Below are 16,329 nucleotides of genomic sequence, written 5' to 3'. Positions count from 1 at the left end.
GGTGAGCTAGAAATCTTTGACTTTTAGAAAGAGTGGAATATGGAAATCAAAAATCACTTTGGTGTCTATGGCATTTGCTATGAGAAAGGAAAATTACTCTGCATTGAGAAAACGAGAGGGCCTTATCAGCATCGTTTTGATTTACCTGGTGGTAGTCAGGAAGCAGGTGAAGGGTTGACAGAAACCCTCAAGAGAGAAGTTTTGGAAGAGACAGGCTATACTCTTAGCAGTTATTCAAATCCTAGGATTTATGATGTAATGGTTCAAGAAGAGGGGCAAGACTTTGCAGTACATCATATCATGGCCTTTTATGATATAGTACTTGATTTAGAACGCTCTCAAAAATCCCTTCCTCATGAAGTTCTTGACGGAAACAATGATTCAGCAAAGGCAATTTGGCTTCCTCTTGAGCAGATTACCGAAGAAAATGCCTCCCCCTTAGTATTGAAGGTGAAGGCAGAGTTACGAGGATTTCCAGAATTGGACATGACAAGCTATAAGAATTGGAAGGTAAAACATGCAAAATCAACTGGCTCTTAGTGGCGAAAGAATTGTTGAAAAAGTTTACCCACAACTATTGCACCACGTCGGCATGATTCGTGGGGAATATTTGGTGAGGGAGATCAGTCAAAATATACTGCTAAAAAGTTGTCAGCAATTTGTAAAAGATTATCTAGACACTATTTGCCATTTATACTCAGATGAAGAAGTCTGGTATCGCTTTTCAGAGTTAACAAATGCAGAAGCAAATAGTCTAGACGGGACTAAAGAGTATTTTGATGAACGCCACCCCTTATTTGGATATAGAGGAATTAGGCGTTTACTGGCGTGTTTGGATGAATTTCATGCTGAAGCACATGTTGTTACAGAAGTTTATCAAACCAATCTCAATCTGTCTGTTATTTTTCCTTTTGTCAATGATGCTGAACAGTTAAAACAAGCTATTAGAGTATTGCGTGAACATGGTTTTACTGGAAAAGTTGGAACAATGATTGAATTACCATCAGCTTATTTTGACTTGGACAGGATACTGGAAACTGGTATTTCAAAGATTGTAGTGGGAATGAATGATTTGACTTCTTTTGTTTTTGCGACTGTGAGGAACAGTCAATGGCATGATATGGAAAGTCCCATTATGTTAGAAATACTGAGACAGATGCAGGATAAAGCAAGGATGAAAAAGATAGATTTCGCCGTGGCAGGATATCTGAATGCTTCTTTCATGCAAAGAATGAATCAGATGGATATCAAATGCATGATCCACTACAGTTCTATTCCAGAGATTTTTAATTTAGAGATTGACCATCCATATCATCTCAAACGTGTAAAAGAAGAAAGTAAAAAAATAAAAAGGAGCAACCTATGACACCTCAAGAAATGTGGAATGCCTACAAGCAAATCAACCCCTCTATCGGAGATGAGATAGACGCCTGGGCCTTTGGAGTGGATCCAGACCTTTTAGCGGATCTGGTGTTTACAGGCGAAAAAACAGCAACTGCCTCAGCTTACGATCTTTACGCAGTAGAGGACGAACCTCTTCCACAAGAAGGAACTTTTGATGTTATTTTAGACAGTAAGGATCAAGCTGTTTGCATCGTCGAAATTACAAAGGTTTCCGTTCAGCCTTTCCATCAGGTTTCAGCCGACCATGCCTACAAGGAAGGTGAGGGAGACAAATCTTTAGCCTACTGGCGTCAGGTTCATGAAGACTTTTTCAAAGACTGGTTAGGAGAAGCAGGTTTGACTTTTACACCTGACAGCAAGGTTGTTTTAGAAGAATTTCGCAAGGTCTACCCTCTGTAGACTACTAGAAGGAAGAAAGTTTTGGAAATCACCGTCCAAAGCTTTTTTCTGACTTAAAATATGATAAAATAGGTATGTTTGAACTAGAGCATTTGCTCAGAAATTTAGAATAGGAGAAAATGATGCAAGCAGTAGAACATTATATTGAAAAATTTGTTCCTGAACATTATGATTTGTTTTTAGACTTGAGTCGTGAGACCAAGACTTTTTCAGGAAATGTAACTATTACTGGTCAAGCTAAAAGTGACCGTATTTCCCTTCACCAAAAAGACTTGGAGATTGCTTCTGTTGAAGTAGCAGGCCAAGCTCGTCCATTTACAGTTGATAATGAAAACGAAGCTCTTCATATCGAACTTGCAGAAGCTGGTTCAGTTGAATTGGTTCTAGCATTTTCAGGTAAAATCACAGACAACATGACAGGAATCTATCCATCATACTATACAGTTGATGGTGTTAAGAAAGAAGTTTTGTCAACTCAGTTTGAAAGTCACTTTGCTCGTGAAGCCTTCCCATGTGTGGATGAGCCAGAAGCCAAAGCAACCTTTGACCTAGCTCTTCGCTTTGACCAAGCAGAAGGTGAATTGGCCTTGTCTAACATGCCAGAGATTGATGTTGAAAACCGCAAGGAAACTGGTATCTGGAAATTTGAGACAACTCCACGTATGTCTTCTTACTTGCTAGCTTTCGTTGCTGGTGATTTGCAAGGGGTAACTGCTAAGACAAAAAATGGTACTTTGGTAGGTGTATACTCAACTAAGGCGCATCCACTTTCAAACCTTGATTTCTCACTGGATATCGCTGTTCGTTCAATCGAGTTTTACGAAGATTACTACGGAGTCAAGTACCCAATTCCTCAATCTCTCCACATCGCCCTTCCTGACTTCTCAGCAGGTGCTATGGAAAACTGGGGTCTGGTAACTTACCGTGAAGTTTACTTGGTTGTGGATGAAAACTCTACCTTTGCCAGCCGTCAACAAGTTGCTCTAGTTATTGCCCATGAGCTTGCTCACCAATGGTTTGGTAACCTTGTGACTATGAAGTGGTGGGATGACCTCTGGCTCAATGAAAGTTTCGCGAATATGATGGAATACGTCTGTGTGGATGCCATCGAGCCAAGTTGGAATATCTTTGAAGATTTCCAAACAAGTGGAGTGCCAGCTGCTCTTAAACGTGATGCGACAGATGGCGTTCAATCTGTCCACGTTGAAGTTAGCCACCCCGATGAAATCAATACGCTCTTCGATGGTGCTATTGTTTATGCCAAAGGAAGCCGTCTCATGCACATGCTTCGCCGTTGGTTAGGAGATGCTGATTTTGCTAAAGGTTTGCATGCTTACTTTGAAAAACACCAATACGGAAATACCATTGGTCGTGATCTATGGAATGCTCTTGGTCAAGCATCAGGTCGTGACGTAGCAGCCTTTATGGATTCTTGGTTGGAGCAACCTGGTTATCCAGTCCTTACTGCCACAGTTGAAAATGATGTGTTGAAGATTTCACAAAAACAATTCTTTATCGGTGAACACGAAGACAAGAATCGTCTTTGGGTAGTGCCACTTAACAGCAACTGGAAAGGACTACCAGATACTCTCGAAACTGAAAGCATCGAAATTCCTGGCTATGCAGCACTTCTTGCTGAAAACAAAGAAGCCCTTCGTCTTAACACTGAAAATACAGCACATTACATTACAGACTATCAAGGCGACTTATTGGATGCTGTTCTTTCAGAATTAGTAGAACTTGATAACACAAGTAAACTTCAAATCGTTCAAGAACGTCGTTTGCTAGCTGAAGCTGGTCACATTTCATACGCAGACTTGCTTCCAGTAGTGGATCAATTGGCACAAGAAGAATCTTACCTAGTTGTTGCTGCAGTTTCTCAAGTTATTACAGCCCTTGAACGTTTCATTGATGAAGGAACAGAGGCAGAAAAAGCCTTTAAAGCCCTTATTGCTAAACTGGCTCGTTACAACTATGATCGTCTTGGTTTTGAAGCTAAAGAGGGTGAATCTGATGAGGATGAATTGGTTCGTCAATTGACAATTTCTATGATGATTCGTTCAAATGACGAGGGAGCCAGTCAAGTTGCTAGCCAAATTTTTGCAGCCCACAAGGATAATCTTTCAGGACTTCCAGCAGCTATTCGTTCACAAGTTCTCATCAATGAAATGAAACACCATGAGACTAAGGAATTGGTCGCAACTTATCTCGATCTTTATACTCATGCGACAGATGCCGCCTTTAAACGCCAATTGGCAGCAGCCCTTGCTTATGCGACAGATGCAGAGAACATCCAAACACTGCTTGCAACTTGGAAGGACAAATTTGTCGTGAAACCACAGGATCTTTCAGCATGGTATCTCCAATTCTTAGGACACCAAGCAACTCAAGAAACTGTATGGGTGTGGGCACGTGAAAACTGGGATTGGATTAAGGCAGCTCTTGGTGGAGATATGAGTTTTGACAGTTTTGTCATCTTCCCATCGCACATCTTTAAAACAGAGCAACGCTTGGCAGAATACAAGGCCTTCTATGAACCACAACTTTCTGACCTTGCCCTTAGCCGTAATATCCGCATGGGGATTAAGGATATCGCAGCTCGCGTTGAATTGATTAAGCGTGAAAAAGCAGCAGTTGAAGCAGTTGTAGCTCAATATAGCAAAGTTTAAAAGATTCTAGTCTAAATAGATGACAAAAACTCAACTTTCTCTTGGAAAAACAAGGGAAGTTGAGTTTTTTTTAAGATATTTTTGCTATAATAGGTATAATAAGGAGGAATTTTTGATGATCAAAATTCTATTAGTGGAAGATGACCTAGGCCTGTCAAATTCAGTCTTTGATTTCTTGGATGATTTTGCTGATGTCATGCAAGTTTTTGATGGAGAAGAAGGTCTTTATGAGGCTGAAAGTGGCGTATATGATTTGATTCTATTGGACTTGATGTTGCCTGAAAAAAATGGATTCCAAGTCTTGAAAGAATTGCGTGAAAAAGGTATTTCGACTCCTGTTCTGATCATGACAGCCAAGGAAAGTCTCGATGACAAAGGACATGGATTTGAACTTGGGGCGGATGATTATCTGACAAAACCATTCTATCTAGAAGAACTCAAGATGCGTATCCAGGCCTTGCTTAAACGTTCTGGTAAGTTCAATGAAAATACCCTTTCCTATGGTGATTTGACTGTCAATCTCTCTACTAATGAGGTTAAAGTCAATGAGACTGCTGTTGAATTATTGGGTAAAGAATTTGATCTCTTGGTTTATTTCCTCCAAAATCAAAATGTTATCTTACCCAAAACCCAGATTTTTGACCGTTTATGGGGATTCGATAGTGATACAACTATCTCTGTCGTAGAGGTTTACGTATCAAAAGTTCGTAAGAAATTAAAGGGATCAGTCTTTGCTGAAAACCTCCAAACCTTGCGTAGTGTTGGGTATATTTTAAAACATGTTTAATAAATTAAAAAAGAATTGGTATGCAGAAGATTTTAGCTACTTTATCCGTAACTTTGGAGTATTTACTCTGATTTTCTCTGCTATGACCTTGATTATCTTGCAGGTTATGCACTCCAGTCTCTACACATCGGTTGATGAGAAGCTTCTGTCTCTCAGTGGCAATCCTCAAGATGTCATCCAGTTGGCTGTTAATCGAGCAACAGATGAAGTCAAAGATTTCAATAGTCAATCCGTTCCTCCATCAACGGATAAAAAACCAACGGTCAGTTCCAATACAGAAGTGATTTTGTTGGATTCAAATTTGAATCAATTAGTGACTGGCAACCGCTTTTTAGGTCTTGACAAGATTACTTTTAATAAAAAGGATTTGAATCATATTCGACAACTTCATGTTCAGAATAGTTACGGTCAGGATGAGATTTACCGAGTGATTCTATCTGAAATAAATATCGATTCTGTCTCGACCAATATTAAGTATGCAGCAGTTTTGATAAATACCAGTCAGATAGAGCAAATCAGTCAAAACCATGAGCAATTAATCGTGGTAGTCATGGCCAGCTTCTGGATTTTATCCATACTTGCCAGCCTTTATCTTGCGCGTGTCAGTGTTAAACCTTTACTTGAGAGCATGCAAAAGCAACAGAGCTTTGTGGAAAATGCCAGTCATGAGTTACGAACTCCACTGGCTGTTCTTCAAAATCGTCTAGAAACTCTTTTCAGAAAACCTGAGGCAACCATTATGGAGTCAAGTGAGAGTATTGCCTCCAGTCTAGAAGAAGTTCGTAATATGCGCTTTTTAACGACGAATCTCCTCAATTTAGCTCGTCGTGATGACGGTATTAAACCGGAGTTAGGAGAGGTAGAGCCAGACTTCTTTAACACAACCTTTACCAACTACGAAATGATTGCGTCTGAAAATAACCGTGCTTTTCATTTTGAAAATCGCATCCATCGGACCATCATAACAGATAAGCTGCTTCTTAAGCAGCTGATGACTATCTTGTTTGACAATGCTGTCAAGTACACAGAAGAAGAAGGAGATATTCATTTTGTCATTGCTACGACGGAGCGTAATCTCTATTTGTCAGTAGCTGATGATGGAATTGGTATTTCTGCAGCAGATAAAAAGAAAATTTTTGATCGCTTTTATCGAGTTGACAAAGCTCGTACTCGCCAAAAAGGTGGCTTTGGGTTAGGTTTGTCCTTAGCTAAACAGATTGTCGATGCCTTAAAAGGAACAATCAGTGTTAAGGATAACAAACCACATGGTACGATTTTTGAAGTAAAAATCGCTATCCAAACACCATCCAAGCGTAAAAATAAATAAAAAAAGGCTGTGACTTAGAAAGCGGTAGACCAAGTATCGCTTTTCTAGTCGCAGCTCTTTAGCTATCGTAGAAAAAATAGGTCGGGATAAAAATCCCGACCTTTTGAATCTAATATAATTTCTTCTTAATCATTGAACGTTGAAAGTTTGATGCCACTAAACTCAAGGCAATTGCTAGGCTAAAAGCCAGAACTGTATTAAACTTGAGGGCTAAAAAGATAAAGCTAAACAAGGCTAAAAAGACGCAAAAACAAGCAATGTTTACAAAGAAAAGAACTTCCTTCAAACTAGCAACGGAAGTGGTTTCTGGAACATAGTCTTGGTATAGCGTTGTTTGAGTTTCCTCTTCTTCAAACTCATACGATTGATATTTTCTTACGGGCATGATTCTCTCCTTAACAGTACTCTTTCATTTTACCATTTTTCAAGAAAAAAATTATTACAGTAAGGTTACAAAAAGAATAAGTAAATTTATCATTTTAGGGAATAGCTGATTTTTCAGAAATGTGGTATAATTTTTCTTATGGAAAAGATTATTATTACAGCAACTGCTGAAAGCATTGAACAAGTAAAAGAATTACTAGAGGCGGGAGTTGACCGCATCTATGTTGGTGAGAAAGATTTTGGGCTTCGCCTACCAAAGACTTTTTCTTATGATGAACTGAGAACCATCGCTGGTCTGGTTCATGATGCAGGTAAGGAACTGATTGTAGCGGCTAATGCCCTCATGCACCAAGATATGATGGATCGTATCAAGCCCTTTCTTGATTTCTTGGAAGAAATTAAAACAGACTACATTACTGTTGGGGATGCGGGTGTCTTTTATGTTGTCAATCGTGATGGCTATAGCTTTAAAACTATCTATGATGCCTCAACGATGGTAACTAGCAGCCGTCAGATCAATTTCTGGGGACAAAAGGCTGGCGCTTCTGAGGCAGTTTTAGCTCGTGAAATTCCATCAGCTGAACTCTTTAAAATGCCTGAAATTTTGGAAATTCCTGCTGAAATTTTGGTTTATGGAGCAAGCGTTATCCACCACTCTAAGCGTCCACTCTTGCAGAATTACTATAATTTTACTCAGATTGATGATGAAAAAACACGTCAACGCGATCTCTTCTTAGCAGAGCCTAGTGATCCAGAAAGCCATTACTCTATTTTTGAAGACAATCATGGAACTCACATTTTTGCCAATAACGACCTCGATTTGATGACCAAATTGCCAGAGTTGGTAGAGCATGGTTTCACTCATTGGAAACTAGAGGGACTTTATACTCCAGGGCAAGATTTTGTTGAGATTGCAAAACTCTTCATCCAAGCCCGTAGCTTGATTCAAGAGGGAAACTTTACGCATGACCAAGCCTTCTTGTTGGATGAGCAAGTCCGTAAACTCCATCCAAAAAATCGTTTCCTTGACACAGGATTTTATGACTACGATCCTGACATGGTTAAATAAGAATCAGAAACCCGAAATAAAATGTTCGGGTTTTTCTAGTGCAAGGATGAATTTAAAGCGTATTCATGTTATAATAAAAGTAGCTTTTTGTTTGGAGGTGTCTAAGTGGAAAATCTGAAAAAAATAGCAGGCATCAAGGCTGCTGAGTTCGTAAACAACGGAATGGTTGTAGGACTTGGAACAGGCTCGACTGCCTATTATTTCGTAGAGGAGATCGGACGTAGAATTAAAGAAGAAGGACTTCAAATTACAGCCGTAACGACCTCGAGTGTAACGACAAAACAGGCACAAGGATTGAATATCCCACTTAAGTCGATTGACGAGGTGGATGAGGTTGATGTGACTGTTGATGGAGCTGATGAGGTAGATCGGCAGTTTAATGGTATCAAAGGAGGCGGTGGTGCGCTTCTAATGGAAAAAGTAGTTGCGACCCCAACCAAACAGTATATCTGGGTGGTAGATGAGAGCAAAATGGTTGAGAAACTGGGCGCTTTCAAACTACCTGTAGAAGTTGTCCAATACGGAGCAGAACAGGTTTTCCGTCGTTTTGAAAAAGCTGGTTACAAGCCAAGTTTTCGTGAAAAAGATGGCCAACGCTTTGTGACGGATATGAAAAATTTTATCATTGATCTTGATTTAGGTGTTATTGAAGATCCGATTGCTTTTGGTCATCAACTGGATCTTCAGGTCGGTATTGTTGAGCACGGTTTATTTAACCAAATGGTTGATAAAGTGATTGTTGCAGGGCAAGCTGGCGTTCAGGTTTTAACTTCAACAAAAGGGAAATAAAGGAGGCAAACGATGTCAAAATTTAAACGTATTCACTTGGTAGTACTCGATTCTGTAGGAATCGGTGCAGCACCAGATGCTAATAACTTTGTCAATGCAGGGGTTCCAGATGGAGCTTCTGATACACTAGGCCATATTTCAAAATCAGTTGGTTTGCATGTTCCTAACATGGCTAAGATTGGTCTTGGGAACATCGAGCGTGAGACAGCACTAAAAACTGTTCCCGCAGAGGAGAATCCTAGTGGTTACTACACTAAACTTGAGGAAGTTTCACTAGGTAAAGACACCATGACAGGTCACTGGGAAATCATGGGGCTTAATATCACAGAACCGTTTGATACTTTCTGGAATGGATTCCCAGAAGAAATCCTTACAAAGATTGAAGAATTTTCAGGTCGTAAAGTAATCCGTGAAGCAAATAAACCATACTCAGGAACTGCTGTTATCGATGATTTTGGACCACGCCAAATGGAAACAGGCGAGTTGATTATCTATACGTCAGCTGACCCAGTTCTTCAAATCGCAGCCCACGAAGACATCATTCCTTTGGATGAATTGTACCGTATCTGTGAATACGCTCGTTCGATTACATTGGAACGTCCAGCTCTTCTAGGTCGTATCATTGCACGTCCTTATGTTGGTGAGCCTGGAAACTTCACACGTACTGCAAATCGTCGTGATTTGGCTGTATCACCATTTGCTCCAACAGTTTTGGACAAACTCAACGAAGCAGGCATTGATACTTACTCAGTAGGTAAGATTAGCGATATCTTTAATGGTGCTGGGGTGAACCATGATATGGGGCACAATAAGTCTAATAGCCATGGAATTGACACACTTTTGACAACAATGGGCCTTACTGAGTTTGAAAAAGGATTTTCATTCACTAACTTGGTCGACTTTGATGCACTTTACGGTCACCGCCGTGATCCGCATGGTTACCGTGATTGCTTGCATGAGTTTGATGAACGTTTGCCAGAGCTTATCGCTGCTATGAGAGAAGATGATCTACTCATGATTACTGCTGACCATGGTAATGATCCTACTTATGCAGGTACAGACCATACTCGTGAATATATTCCACTTTTGGTCTATAGCCCATCACTAAAAGGAAATGGACACTTACCAATCGGTCATTTTGCTGATATTTCTGCGACAATCGCTGATAACTTTGGCGTTGATAAAGCTATGATTGGTGAAAGTTTCTTAGATAAATTGGTTTAAGATGACTCGCTTGGCATTACTGGTTAGAGGGATCAATGTCGGTGGAAAACATAAGGTGGTCATGGACCAGCTTCGTCAAGAATTGACAGAGTTGGGATTGGAAAATGTTGAAACCTACATCAATAGTGGCAATATTTTCTTTGATACTAGTATACCTAGAACTCAGTTGGTTGAGAGGCTACAGGATTTCTTTGACAAGCATTATCCATTTATCCAACATTTTTCCTTGTTAAGTCAAGAAGATTACGAAGAGGAGCTTAGAACTCTTCCGGAATGGTGGTTCCAAGAAGTGGCTCGAAAGGATGTTCTCTTTTATACTGAGGGACTGGATACCAAGCACGTCATCGAGAAAGTCGAAAGTATGGAACTGGTAGATGAAGTGCTTCATTTCGGGAAACTGGGAATCTTCTGGGGCAAATTCTCAGAAGAAACCTATAGCAAAACAGCCTATCACAAGTACCTGTTAAAGATGCCTTTTTATCGTAATATTACGATTCGAAATGCAAAAACCTTTGACAAAATCGGTCAATTTTTAAAACATTATGAAGGAGACAGACAATGACATTATTAGCAAAAATCAATGAAACAGCTACTTTCTTAAAAGAAAAGGGAGTAGAAGCACCAGAGTTCGGCTTGATTCTTGGATCAGGACTTGGCGAACTTGCTGAAGAAATTGAAAATCCAGTTGTGGTAGACTATGCTGAGATTCCAAACTGGGGACGTTCTACTGTTGTTGGACACGCTGGAAAATTGGTGTACGGTGAGCTTGCAGGACGTAAGGTTTTAGCCCTTCAAGGACGCTTCCATTTCTATGAAGGCAATCCGCTTGAAGTCGTAACTTTCCCAGTTCGTGTCATGAAAGTTTTGGGCTGTGAAGGTGTGATTGTTACCAACGCTGCTGGTGGTATCGGCTTTGGTCCTGGTACTTTGATGGCTATCACTGACCACATCAATATGACAGGCCAAAACCCTCTAATCGGTGAAAACTTGGATGACTTCGGTCCACGATTCCCAGACATGTCAAAAGCCTACACTCCAGAATATCGTGCTACAGCTCATGCAGTTGCTGAAAAACTTGGTGTTAAACTTGATGATGGTGTTTATATCGGTGTAACTGGTCCAACGTATGAAACTCCAGCTGAAATCCGTGCATATAAGACACTTGGTGCAGATGCGGTTGGTATGTCCACTGTTCCTGAAGTTATCGTGGCAGCTCACTCTGGCTTGAAAGTTCTTGGTATTTCATGTATTACCAACTTTGCGGCTGGTTTCCAAGAGGAACTTAACCACGAAGAAGTAGTAGAAGTTACCGAACGTGTCAAAGGAGACTTTAAAGGCTTGCTTAAAGCGATTCTTGCAGAATTGTAAGACTATGAGAGTACGACTCCAAAGTATGCCCTATGGACTGAGAGTGCTCCTAGCCACTTTATCATTAGGAATAGGGACGGGTCTGGTCGGAATTGCCTGTCATTATCTACTAGAAGGGGTGCAAGGGTTGGCTTTTGGCCAAGATGAGTCGGATTTACTCCAGCAATTTCAAGAAGCTGGAGGTCTCCGTAGATTTTTGGTCTTATGTGTGACTGGGTGCTTGTCAGCTGGCTTCTGGTATGTCCTGCAAAAGCGTTATAAGATTCTGTCTATTCGCCAGCAAATTGACTTAGCTGGAGACAGAGAACCAGCGCCCTTAGCCCAGCTCCTTCATGCAGGTATGCAGGTTGCGATTGTCGGAGCAGGTGCATCGGTCGGAAAAGAAGGAGCACCACGTGAGGTCGGGGCTCTTCTAGCTGGTCGCTTGGCGAAAGGTTTTTCTCTAGCCCTCAAAGAGCGAAAAGTCTTGATTGCCTGTGGTGCTGGAGCTGGTTTAGCTTCGGTCTATCAAGTTCCCTTTGCCAGTAGCTTGTTTGTCTTTGAGACCTTAGGACTCGCCTACAGTTGGCAGAACCTTCTACTGGTTTTGATCAGCACTTATCTGGCCACCTGGGTCGCTCAGTCCATCATTGGTCAAGAGGCTATTTATCACCTGTCCACAGTCTCATGGTCGGCTAGCAGTTTCTTTCAGGCTATTGTGATTGCTTTCTTGGTTACTCCCTTGGCTCTGGTCTTTACTTTCCTCGCCAAGCGGGCTAGTCACAAACGGCGGAAGGATGGGACGATTCTTTGGGCTCTTCCTCTAGCCTTTCTAGTGCTGGGGAGCCTAGTAGCCTTTTTCCCTATCTTTATGGGAAATGGCCAGGTACTAGCGCAAGCCCTCTTGTCTAGCCAGTCGATTCCTTATCTTCCACTGGCTCTTGCAGTGAAGGGGCTTCTGGTTTATCTCCTCTTGCGCAATGGTGCTTATGGGGGAACTTTAACACCATCATTTGCCTTAGGGATTGGATCTGGCTATCTAGTGACCTTGCTTTTGACAGTCCTTGGGATTCATCTGGATCCTGCTCTAGGGATGTTACTAGGAGCGACCGTCTTTTTAGGGACGACCTTAAAAGCTCCTCTGACAGCCATTGCCCTGAGCCTTGGATTTACAGGCCAAACTTGGAGTTTGACAATTCCGCTTGTACTTGCGGCTGGTCTGTCTTACGTGATTCGAAAGAGATGGGAGAAGAAACGATGAAGGTACATTTTGTACTGCATGAAACCTTTGAAGTGCCGGGCGCTTATCTAAAATGGGCGCAGGAGCGTGGCCATCAAGTGACTACAACTAAAGTTTATGAAAAAGAACTTCTTCCGGAAACTATTGATGGTATTGATTTTCTGATTGTGATGGGGGGACCTCAATCGCCAGATGAAGATCGGGAAACTTTTCCATACTACGATCCTCAGGCAGAGATTGAGCTGATTCAAAAGGCTATGAAGGCAGATCGTTATATTGTTGGGGTCTGTCTTGGTGCTCAACTCTTGTCTGTTGCTTATGGCGCAGAGTATGAACATAGTCCAGAGCGTGAGATTGGTGTTTTTCCAATAACGCTAACTGAAGCTGGATTAAAAGACAATCATGTCAAAGTTTTTGGACAAACTTTAAATACTGGTCACTGGCATGGAGATATGCCGGGATTAACAGAGGATGCTATCGTCCTTGCGACCAGTCAAGGCTGTCCACGTCAGATTATTCGCTTTAGTCCTAAACACTATGCCTTCCAAGCTCATTTGGAATTTGATCCAGAAGCAGTAGAGCTCTTAATAGCTGCGGATGGTGAAGAAGTTTTGGAAGAACAAAGCAAAAAAATGACTTATGTTCAAAAGCCTGAAGCTATTCGTAACTATGCTTATCGAGAAATGAATGCAAAACTCTATGCATTTTTGGATTCATTAACAAATTAAAAATAATAGAAAGGTAGAGCGTGTGTTCAAATTTGAACACGAGCGGAAAGCTTTTCTAATTACTCAATTAAAAAAGAAAGGATGGGTTAACCGTATTAGCTGAACTGAATACGGGCGGAGAACTGTGTAAAAAAGATAAACTGTCTAGCATTTATAATGCGTCGCCAGTTTCCTATTTTTGCTTTGTTCTCTGTCGCCTGTCTTGTATATCAAAAAGAAAGGTAGAGCGTGTGTTCAAATTTGAACACGAGCGGAAAGCTCGGAAAATAGATAATCTGACTGAGAAATCAGGATTTCTCGTCAGATTCCTAATTTTCAGTCGCTTTCTGGTCGCTCTTTGTATCATAAACTATGTCTATCCATATTGCTGCTAAGCAGGGTGAAATTGCTGATAAAATTCTTCTTCCTGGGGATCCTCTTCGTGCGAAATTTATCGCTGAGAATTTCCTTGAAGATGCTGTTTGCTTTAACGAAGTCCGTAACATGTTTGGTTACACAGGTACCTACAAAGGGCACCGTGTTTCTGTTATGGGAACAGGGATGGGAATGCCATCAATCTCTATCTATGCCCGTGAGTTGATTGTTGACTACGGTGTGAAGAAATTGATCCGTGTAGGAACGGCTGGATCTTTGAATGAGGATGTTCACGTCCGTGAATTGGTCTTGGCGCAAGCAGCTGCTACCAACTCAAACATCATCCGTAACGACTGGCCTCAATACGATTTTCCTCAAATTGCTAGCTTTGATTTGCTAGATAAAGCCTACCATATTGCCAAAGACCTCGGCATGACTACTCACGTAGGAAATGTTTTGTCATCAGATGTCTTTTACTCAAACTACTTTGAAAAGAACATTGAGCTTGGTAAGTGGGGAGTAAAAGCGGTGGAGATGGAAGCAGCAGCCCTTTACTATCTTGCTGCCCAACACCATGTTGATGCCCTTGCTATCATGACTATTTCAGATAGTTTGGTTAACCCAGAAGAAGACACTACAGCTGAAGAACGTCAAAATACTTTCACAGATATGATGAAGGTTGGTCTAGAGACCTTGATTGCAGACTAAAGTCAGATTCCATTTATGAGATTACTCTTGTTCTCAAAATGATAAGCATGTTCATTGCTTCAATCCTATAAATAGATGAGAATAAGGACTTTGAAGAACGTCAAATTGTGTCAAAGAACCGAGACTAGTCAGTTTAATATCTAAATCATAATCAAATAAAGTTGAAAGCCTGGTTGACAGAAGCTAAAGGTTTTCAACTTTTTTAGAACAAAAACTAAAGGAGGGGTAAAATGGATAAGATTGAACAATTACAGGAACTGATAGACCAAAGTCAGAGAATTGTCTTTTTCGGTGGTGCAGGGGTTTCTACAGAGTCTAATATTCCTGATTTTCGAAGTTCTGATGGTGTTTATAGTCTTAAGTTGGGGCGCCATTTTACTGCCGAGCAATTGGTTTCACGCACCATGTTTGAACGCTATCCAGAGGATTTTTTTGATTTCTACAAAAAGTATCTCGTCTATCCAGATGCCAAGCCAAATTTAGCACATGATTATCTAGCGTCGTTAGAAAAAACAGGTAAATTAAAGGCGATTGTGACGCAAAATATTGATAGCTTGCATGAAATGGCGGGGTCTCAGAAAGTTTTGAAACTGCACGGTAGTGCAGATCGTAATTACTGTTTGGGCTGTCATCGATTTTATGATTTGAATGCATTTTTGGCACTTGAAGGTCCAGTTCCTCACTGCTTAGATTGTGGCAATGTGGTTAAACCTGACGTAACTCTTTATGAGGAATCGCTAGATATGGACGTATTTAGTCGAGCAGCCCGAGTCATTCAGCAAGCAGATTTGTTGATCATTGGTGGAACTTCCTTAGTCGTTTATCCTGCAGCTAGCCTCATCAATTATTTTTCAGGGTCAAATCTTGTCGTTATCAACAAGTCCAGCACTCCTCAAGACAGCCAAGCTGATTTAGTTATCGAAGGTAAGATTGGAGAAGTGTTTTCTAAATTGAGACAATAAAAAACTGAAAGAAGTAGGACTATACTTCCTTCAGTTTTTTGTATCACGAACTCAGAAACTATGAACACGATTCTCTTCATTTCTAGGGAATCTTATATTTGATTTATAAATTGATTGAGTTCTTTTTGATTGCTGATGATTGTGACTTTATCAGCATAGTCACGACAAAGCTGGTTGTACTGTTTTTTGTGAGAAGACGTTCGTCCATCCCAAAGAATCCAACGGATAAATTCCCAGTTGAATTGCTCGGGACATCCCGCAGCCATACTTTCTCTGACTTTTCCTCTATATTTTAAATAACGCTTAAAGGCTCTTAGCAAACAAGTCCACGCTGAAAAGTTTAAAAAGATAATCTGGTCAGCTTGCTCCATTCTTTCCTCATAGCAACACCAAGAGTAGTTGCCATCAATGATCCAATCTTTGTGTTTGGTAAGGAAAGTCTCCATTTGCTTAAGCATCCAGTCACGGTCACTGTCTACCCAGCCTGGCTGAAATTGAAGTGTGTCCATATGAAGTTTGGGGATGGAGTAGTGCTTAGATAGTTTTTCAGCAAGAGTAGATTTGCCTGATCCAGAATATCCAATGATAGCTATTTTCATAATAACCTCCAGAAAATGTGCACAAAAAAAGCTCCGAAGAGCTCATTTTGTATGCAGTTAAAGATTAACCAAGTTTAGCTGCAAGACGTGCTTTATCACGGCTAGCTTTGTTTTTGTGGATCAAACCTTTAGTTTCTGCTTTATCGATAGCTGAGCTGGCAGCACGGTAAAGTTCTTCAGATGGGTTTGCTTCAAAAGCTTTGATAGCAGTACGCATAGCTGATTTTTGAGCTGAGTTCTTTTCGTTTTGTTTAACGTTCAATTCAGCGCGTTTGATAGCTGATTTAATGTTTGCCAATGTTCTTACCTCCATTTTTACTAACTATACCATTATATCTG

General features: G+C 40.8%; 18 protein-coding genes. 15 read left to right on the top strand and 3 right to left on the bottom strand.

All coding sequences use genetic code 11. The annotated features are described in order from the left end of the window. The first annotated feature begins 39 nt into the window (after positions 1–39). From PCY08_RS02960 to PCY08_RS02935, 6 genes are all read left to right on the top strand, one after another. Complete coding sequence (locus PCY08_RS02960) at positions 40–540, top strand: NUDIX hydrolase (RefSeq protein ID WP_045763764.1); 501 nt, start codon at positions 40–42, stop codon at positions 538–540. Then, complete coding sequence (locus tag PCY08_RS02955; RefSeq protein ID WP_301559374.1) at positions 518–1,366, top strand: putative PEP-binding protein; 849 nt, start codon at positions 518–520, stop codon at positions 1,364–1,366. The genes PCY08_RS02960 and PCY08_RS02955 overlap by 23 nt, the downstream gene beginning before the upstream one ends. Then, positions 1,363–1,803, top strand: a complete 441-nt coding sequence (locus PCY08_RS02950) for an ASCH domain-containing protein (protein ID WP_045763763.1) — start codon at positions 1,363–1,365, stop codon at positions 1,801–1,803. Before PCY08_RS02955 ends, PCY08_RS02950 begins: the two co-directional genes overlap by 4 nt. Positions 1,804–1,925: 122 nt before the next feature. Continuing rightward, positions 1,926–4,472, top strand: a complete 2,547-nt coding sequence (locus PCY08_RS02945) for a M1 family metallopeptidase (RefSeq protein ID WP_301559373.1) — start codon at positions 1,926–1,928, stop codon at positions 4,470–4,472. 115 nt (positions 4,473–4,587) lie between these two features. Further along, positions 4,588–5,259, top strand: a complete 672-nt coding sequence (locus tag PCY08_RS02940; protein WP_000590623.1) for a response regulator transcription factor — start codon at positions 4,588–4,590, stop codon at positions 5,257–5,259. Next, a complete protein-coding gene (locus PCY08_RS02935; RefSeq protein ID WP_045763761.1) occupies positions 5,252–6,586 on the top strand; it encodes a cell wall metabolism sensor histidine kinase WalK in 1,335 nt (444 codons plus the stop codon). Before PCY08_RS02940 ends, PCY08_RS02935 begins: the two co-directional genes overlap by 8 nt. 109 nt (positions 6,587–6,695) lie before the next feature. Here the strand turns inward: PCY08_RS02935 and PCY08_RS02930 are convergent, their stop codons facing one another. Further along, positions 6,696–6,971 (bottom strand): DUF3270 family protein, encoded by a 276-nt coding sequence (locus PCY08_RS02930; RefSeq protein WP_301559372.1) that lies wholly within the window; start codon positions 6,969–6,971, stop codon positions 6,696–6,698. 138 nt (positions 6,972–7,109) lie between these two features. Here PCY08_RS02930 and PCY08_RS02925 point away from each other — a divergent pair, with 138 nt between their 5' ends. The 9 genes from PCY08_RS02925 to PCY08_RS02885 all read left to right on the top strand — a co-directional run bounded on the left by PCY08_RS02925 (position 7,110) and on the right by PCY08_RS02885 (position 15,391). Beyond that, on the top strand, positions 7,110–8,039 hold the full coding sequence (locus tag PCY08_RS02925; RefSeq protein ID WP_301559371.1) for a peptidase U32 family protein: 930 nt from the start codon (positions 7,110–7,112) through the stop codon (positions 8,037–8,039). Between the two features lie 105 nt (positions 8,040–8,144). Further along, entirely contained in the window at positions 8,145–8,828 is a 684-nt protein-coding gene (gene rpiA / locus PCY08_RS02920) for a ribose-5-phosphate isomerase RpiA (protein WP_301559370.1), read from the top strand. A gap of 12 nt (positions 8,829–8,840) precedes the next feature. Next, positions 8,841–10,052: a phosphopentomutase gene (locus PCY08_RS02915; protein WP_301559369.1), complete on the top strand. Its 1,212-nt coding sequence runs from the start codon at positions 8,841–8,843 to the stop codon at positions 10,050–10,052. Position 10,053: 1 nt separating this feature from the next. Continuing rightward, on the top strand, positions 10,054–10,614 hold the full coding sequence (locus PCY08_RS02910; protein WP_301559368.1) for a DUF1697 domain-containing protein: 561 nt from the start codon (positions 10,054–10,056) through the stop codon (positions 10,612–10,614). Next, entirely contained in the window at positions 10,611–11,420 is an 810-nt protein-coding gene (locus tag PCY08_RS02905; RefSeq protein ID WP_301559367.1) for a purine-nucleoside phosphorylase, read from the top strand. Before PCY08_RS02910 ends, PCY08_RS02905 begins: the two co-directional genes overlap by 4 nt. Before the next feature lie 4 nt (positions 11,421–11,424). Continuing rightward, positions 11,425–12,660, top strand: coding sequence for a chloride channel protein (locus tag PCY08_RS02900; RefSeq protein ID WP_301559366.1), 1,236 nt, complete (start codon positions 11,425–11,427; stop codon positions 12,658–12,660). Beyond that, the gene (locus PCY08_RS02895; protein WP_301559365.1) at positions 12,657–13,367 is read left to right on the top strand and encodes a type 1 glutamine amidotransferase; all 711 of its coding nucleotides are present in this window, start codon (positions 12,657–12,659) and stop codon (positions 13,365–13,367) included. The genes PCY08_RS02900 and PCY08_RS02895 overlap by 4 nt, the downstream gene beginning before the upstream one ends. 351 nt (positions 13,368–13,718) lie before the next feature. Further along, positions 13,719–14,429, top strand: coding sequence for a purine-nucleoside phosphorylase (deoD, locus tag PCY08_RS02890; RefSeq protein ID WP_004253139.1), 711 nt, complete (start codon positions 13,719–13,721; stop codon positions 14,427–14,429). 230 nt (positions 14,430–14,659) lie between these two features. Then, on the top strand, positions 14,660–15,391 hold the full coding sequence (locus tag PCY08_RS02885; RefSeq protein ID WP_301559364.1) for an NAD-dependent protein deacylase: 732 nt from the start codon (positions 14,660–14,662) through the stop codon (positions 15,389–15,391). A gap of 92 nt (positions 15,392–15,483) precedes the next feature. Here PCY08_RS02885 and PCY08_RS02880 read toward each other — a convergent pair whose 3' ends face one another. Together PCY08_RS02880 and rpsT are read right to left on the bottom strand one after the other, a co-directional pair. Beyond that, positions 15,484–15,990 carry a DNA topology modulation protein gene (locus PCY08_RS02880; protein WP_301559363.1) on the bottom strand — a complete coding sequence of 169 codons (507 nt, stop codon included), beginning with the start codon at positions 15,988–15,990 and terminating at the stop codon, positions 15,484–15,486. Between the two features lie 64 nt (positions 15,991–16,054). After that, the gene (gene rpsT / locus PCY08_RS02875) at positions 16,055–16,303 is read right to left on the bottom strand and encodes a 30S ribosomal protein S20 (RefSeq protein ID WP_029689628.1); all 249 of its coding nucleotides are present in this window, start codon (positions 16,301–16,303) and stop codon (positions 16,055–16,057) included. Positions 16,304–16,329: the final 26 nt, after the last annotated feature.

Origin of the sequence: Streptococcus sp. SO4, assembly GCF_030440055.1 — a bacterium.
In the GTDB taxonomy this organism is placed as follows: Bacteria; Bacillota; Bacilli; order Lactobacillales; family Streptococcaceae; genus Streptococcus; species Streptococcus nidrosiense.
Note: the sequence above shows the minus strand (reverse complement) of the source record. Positions and strands in the feature narration are given on the sequence as shown.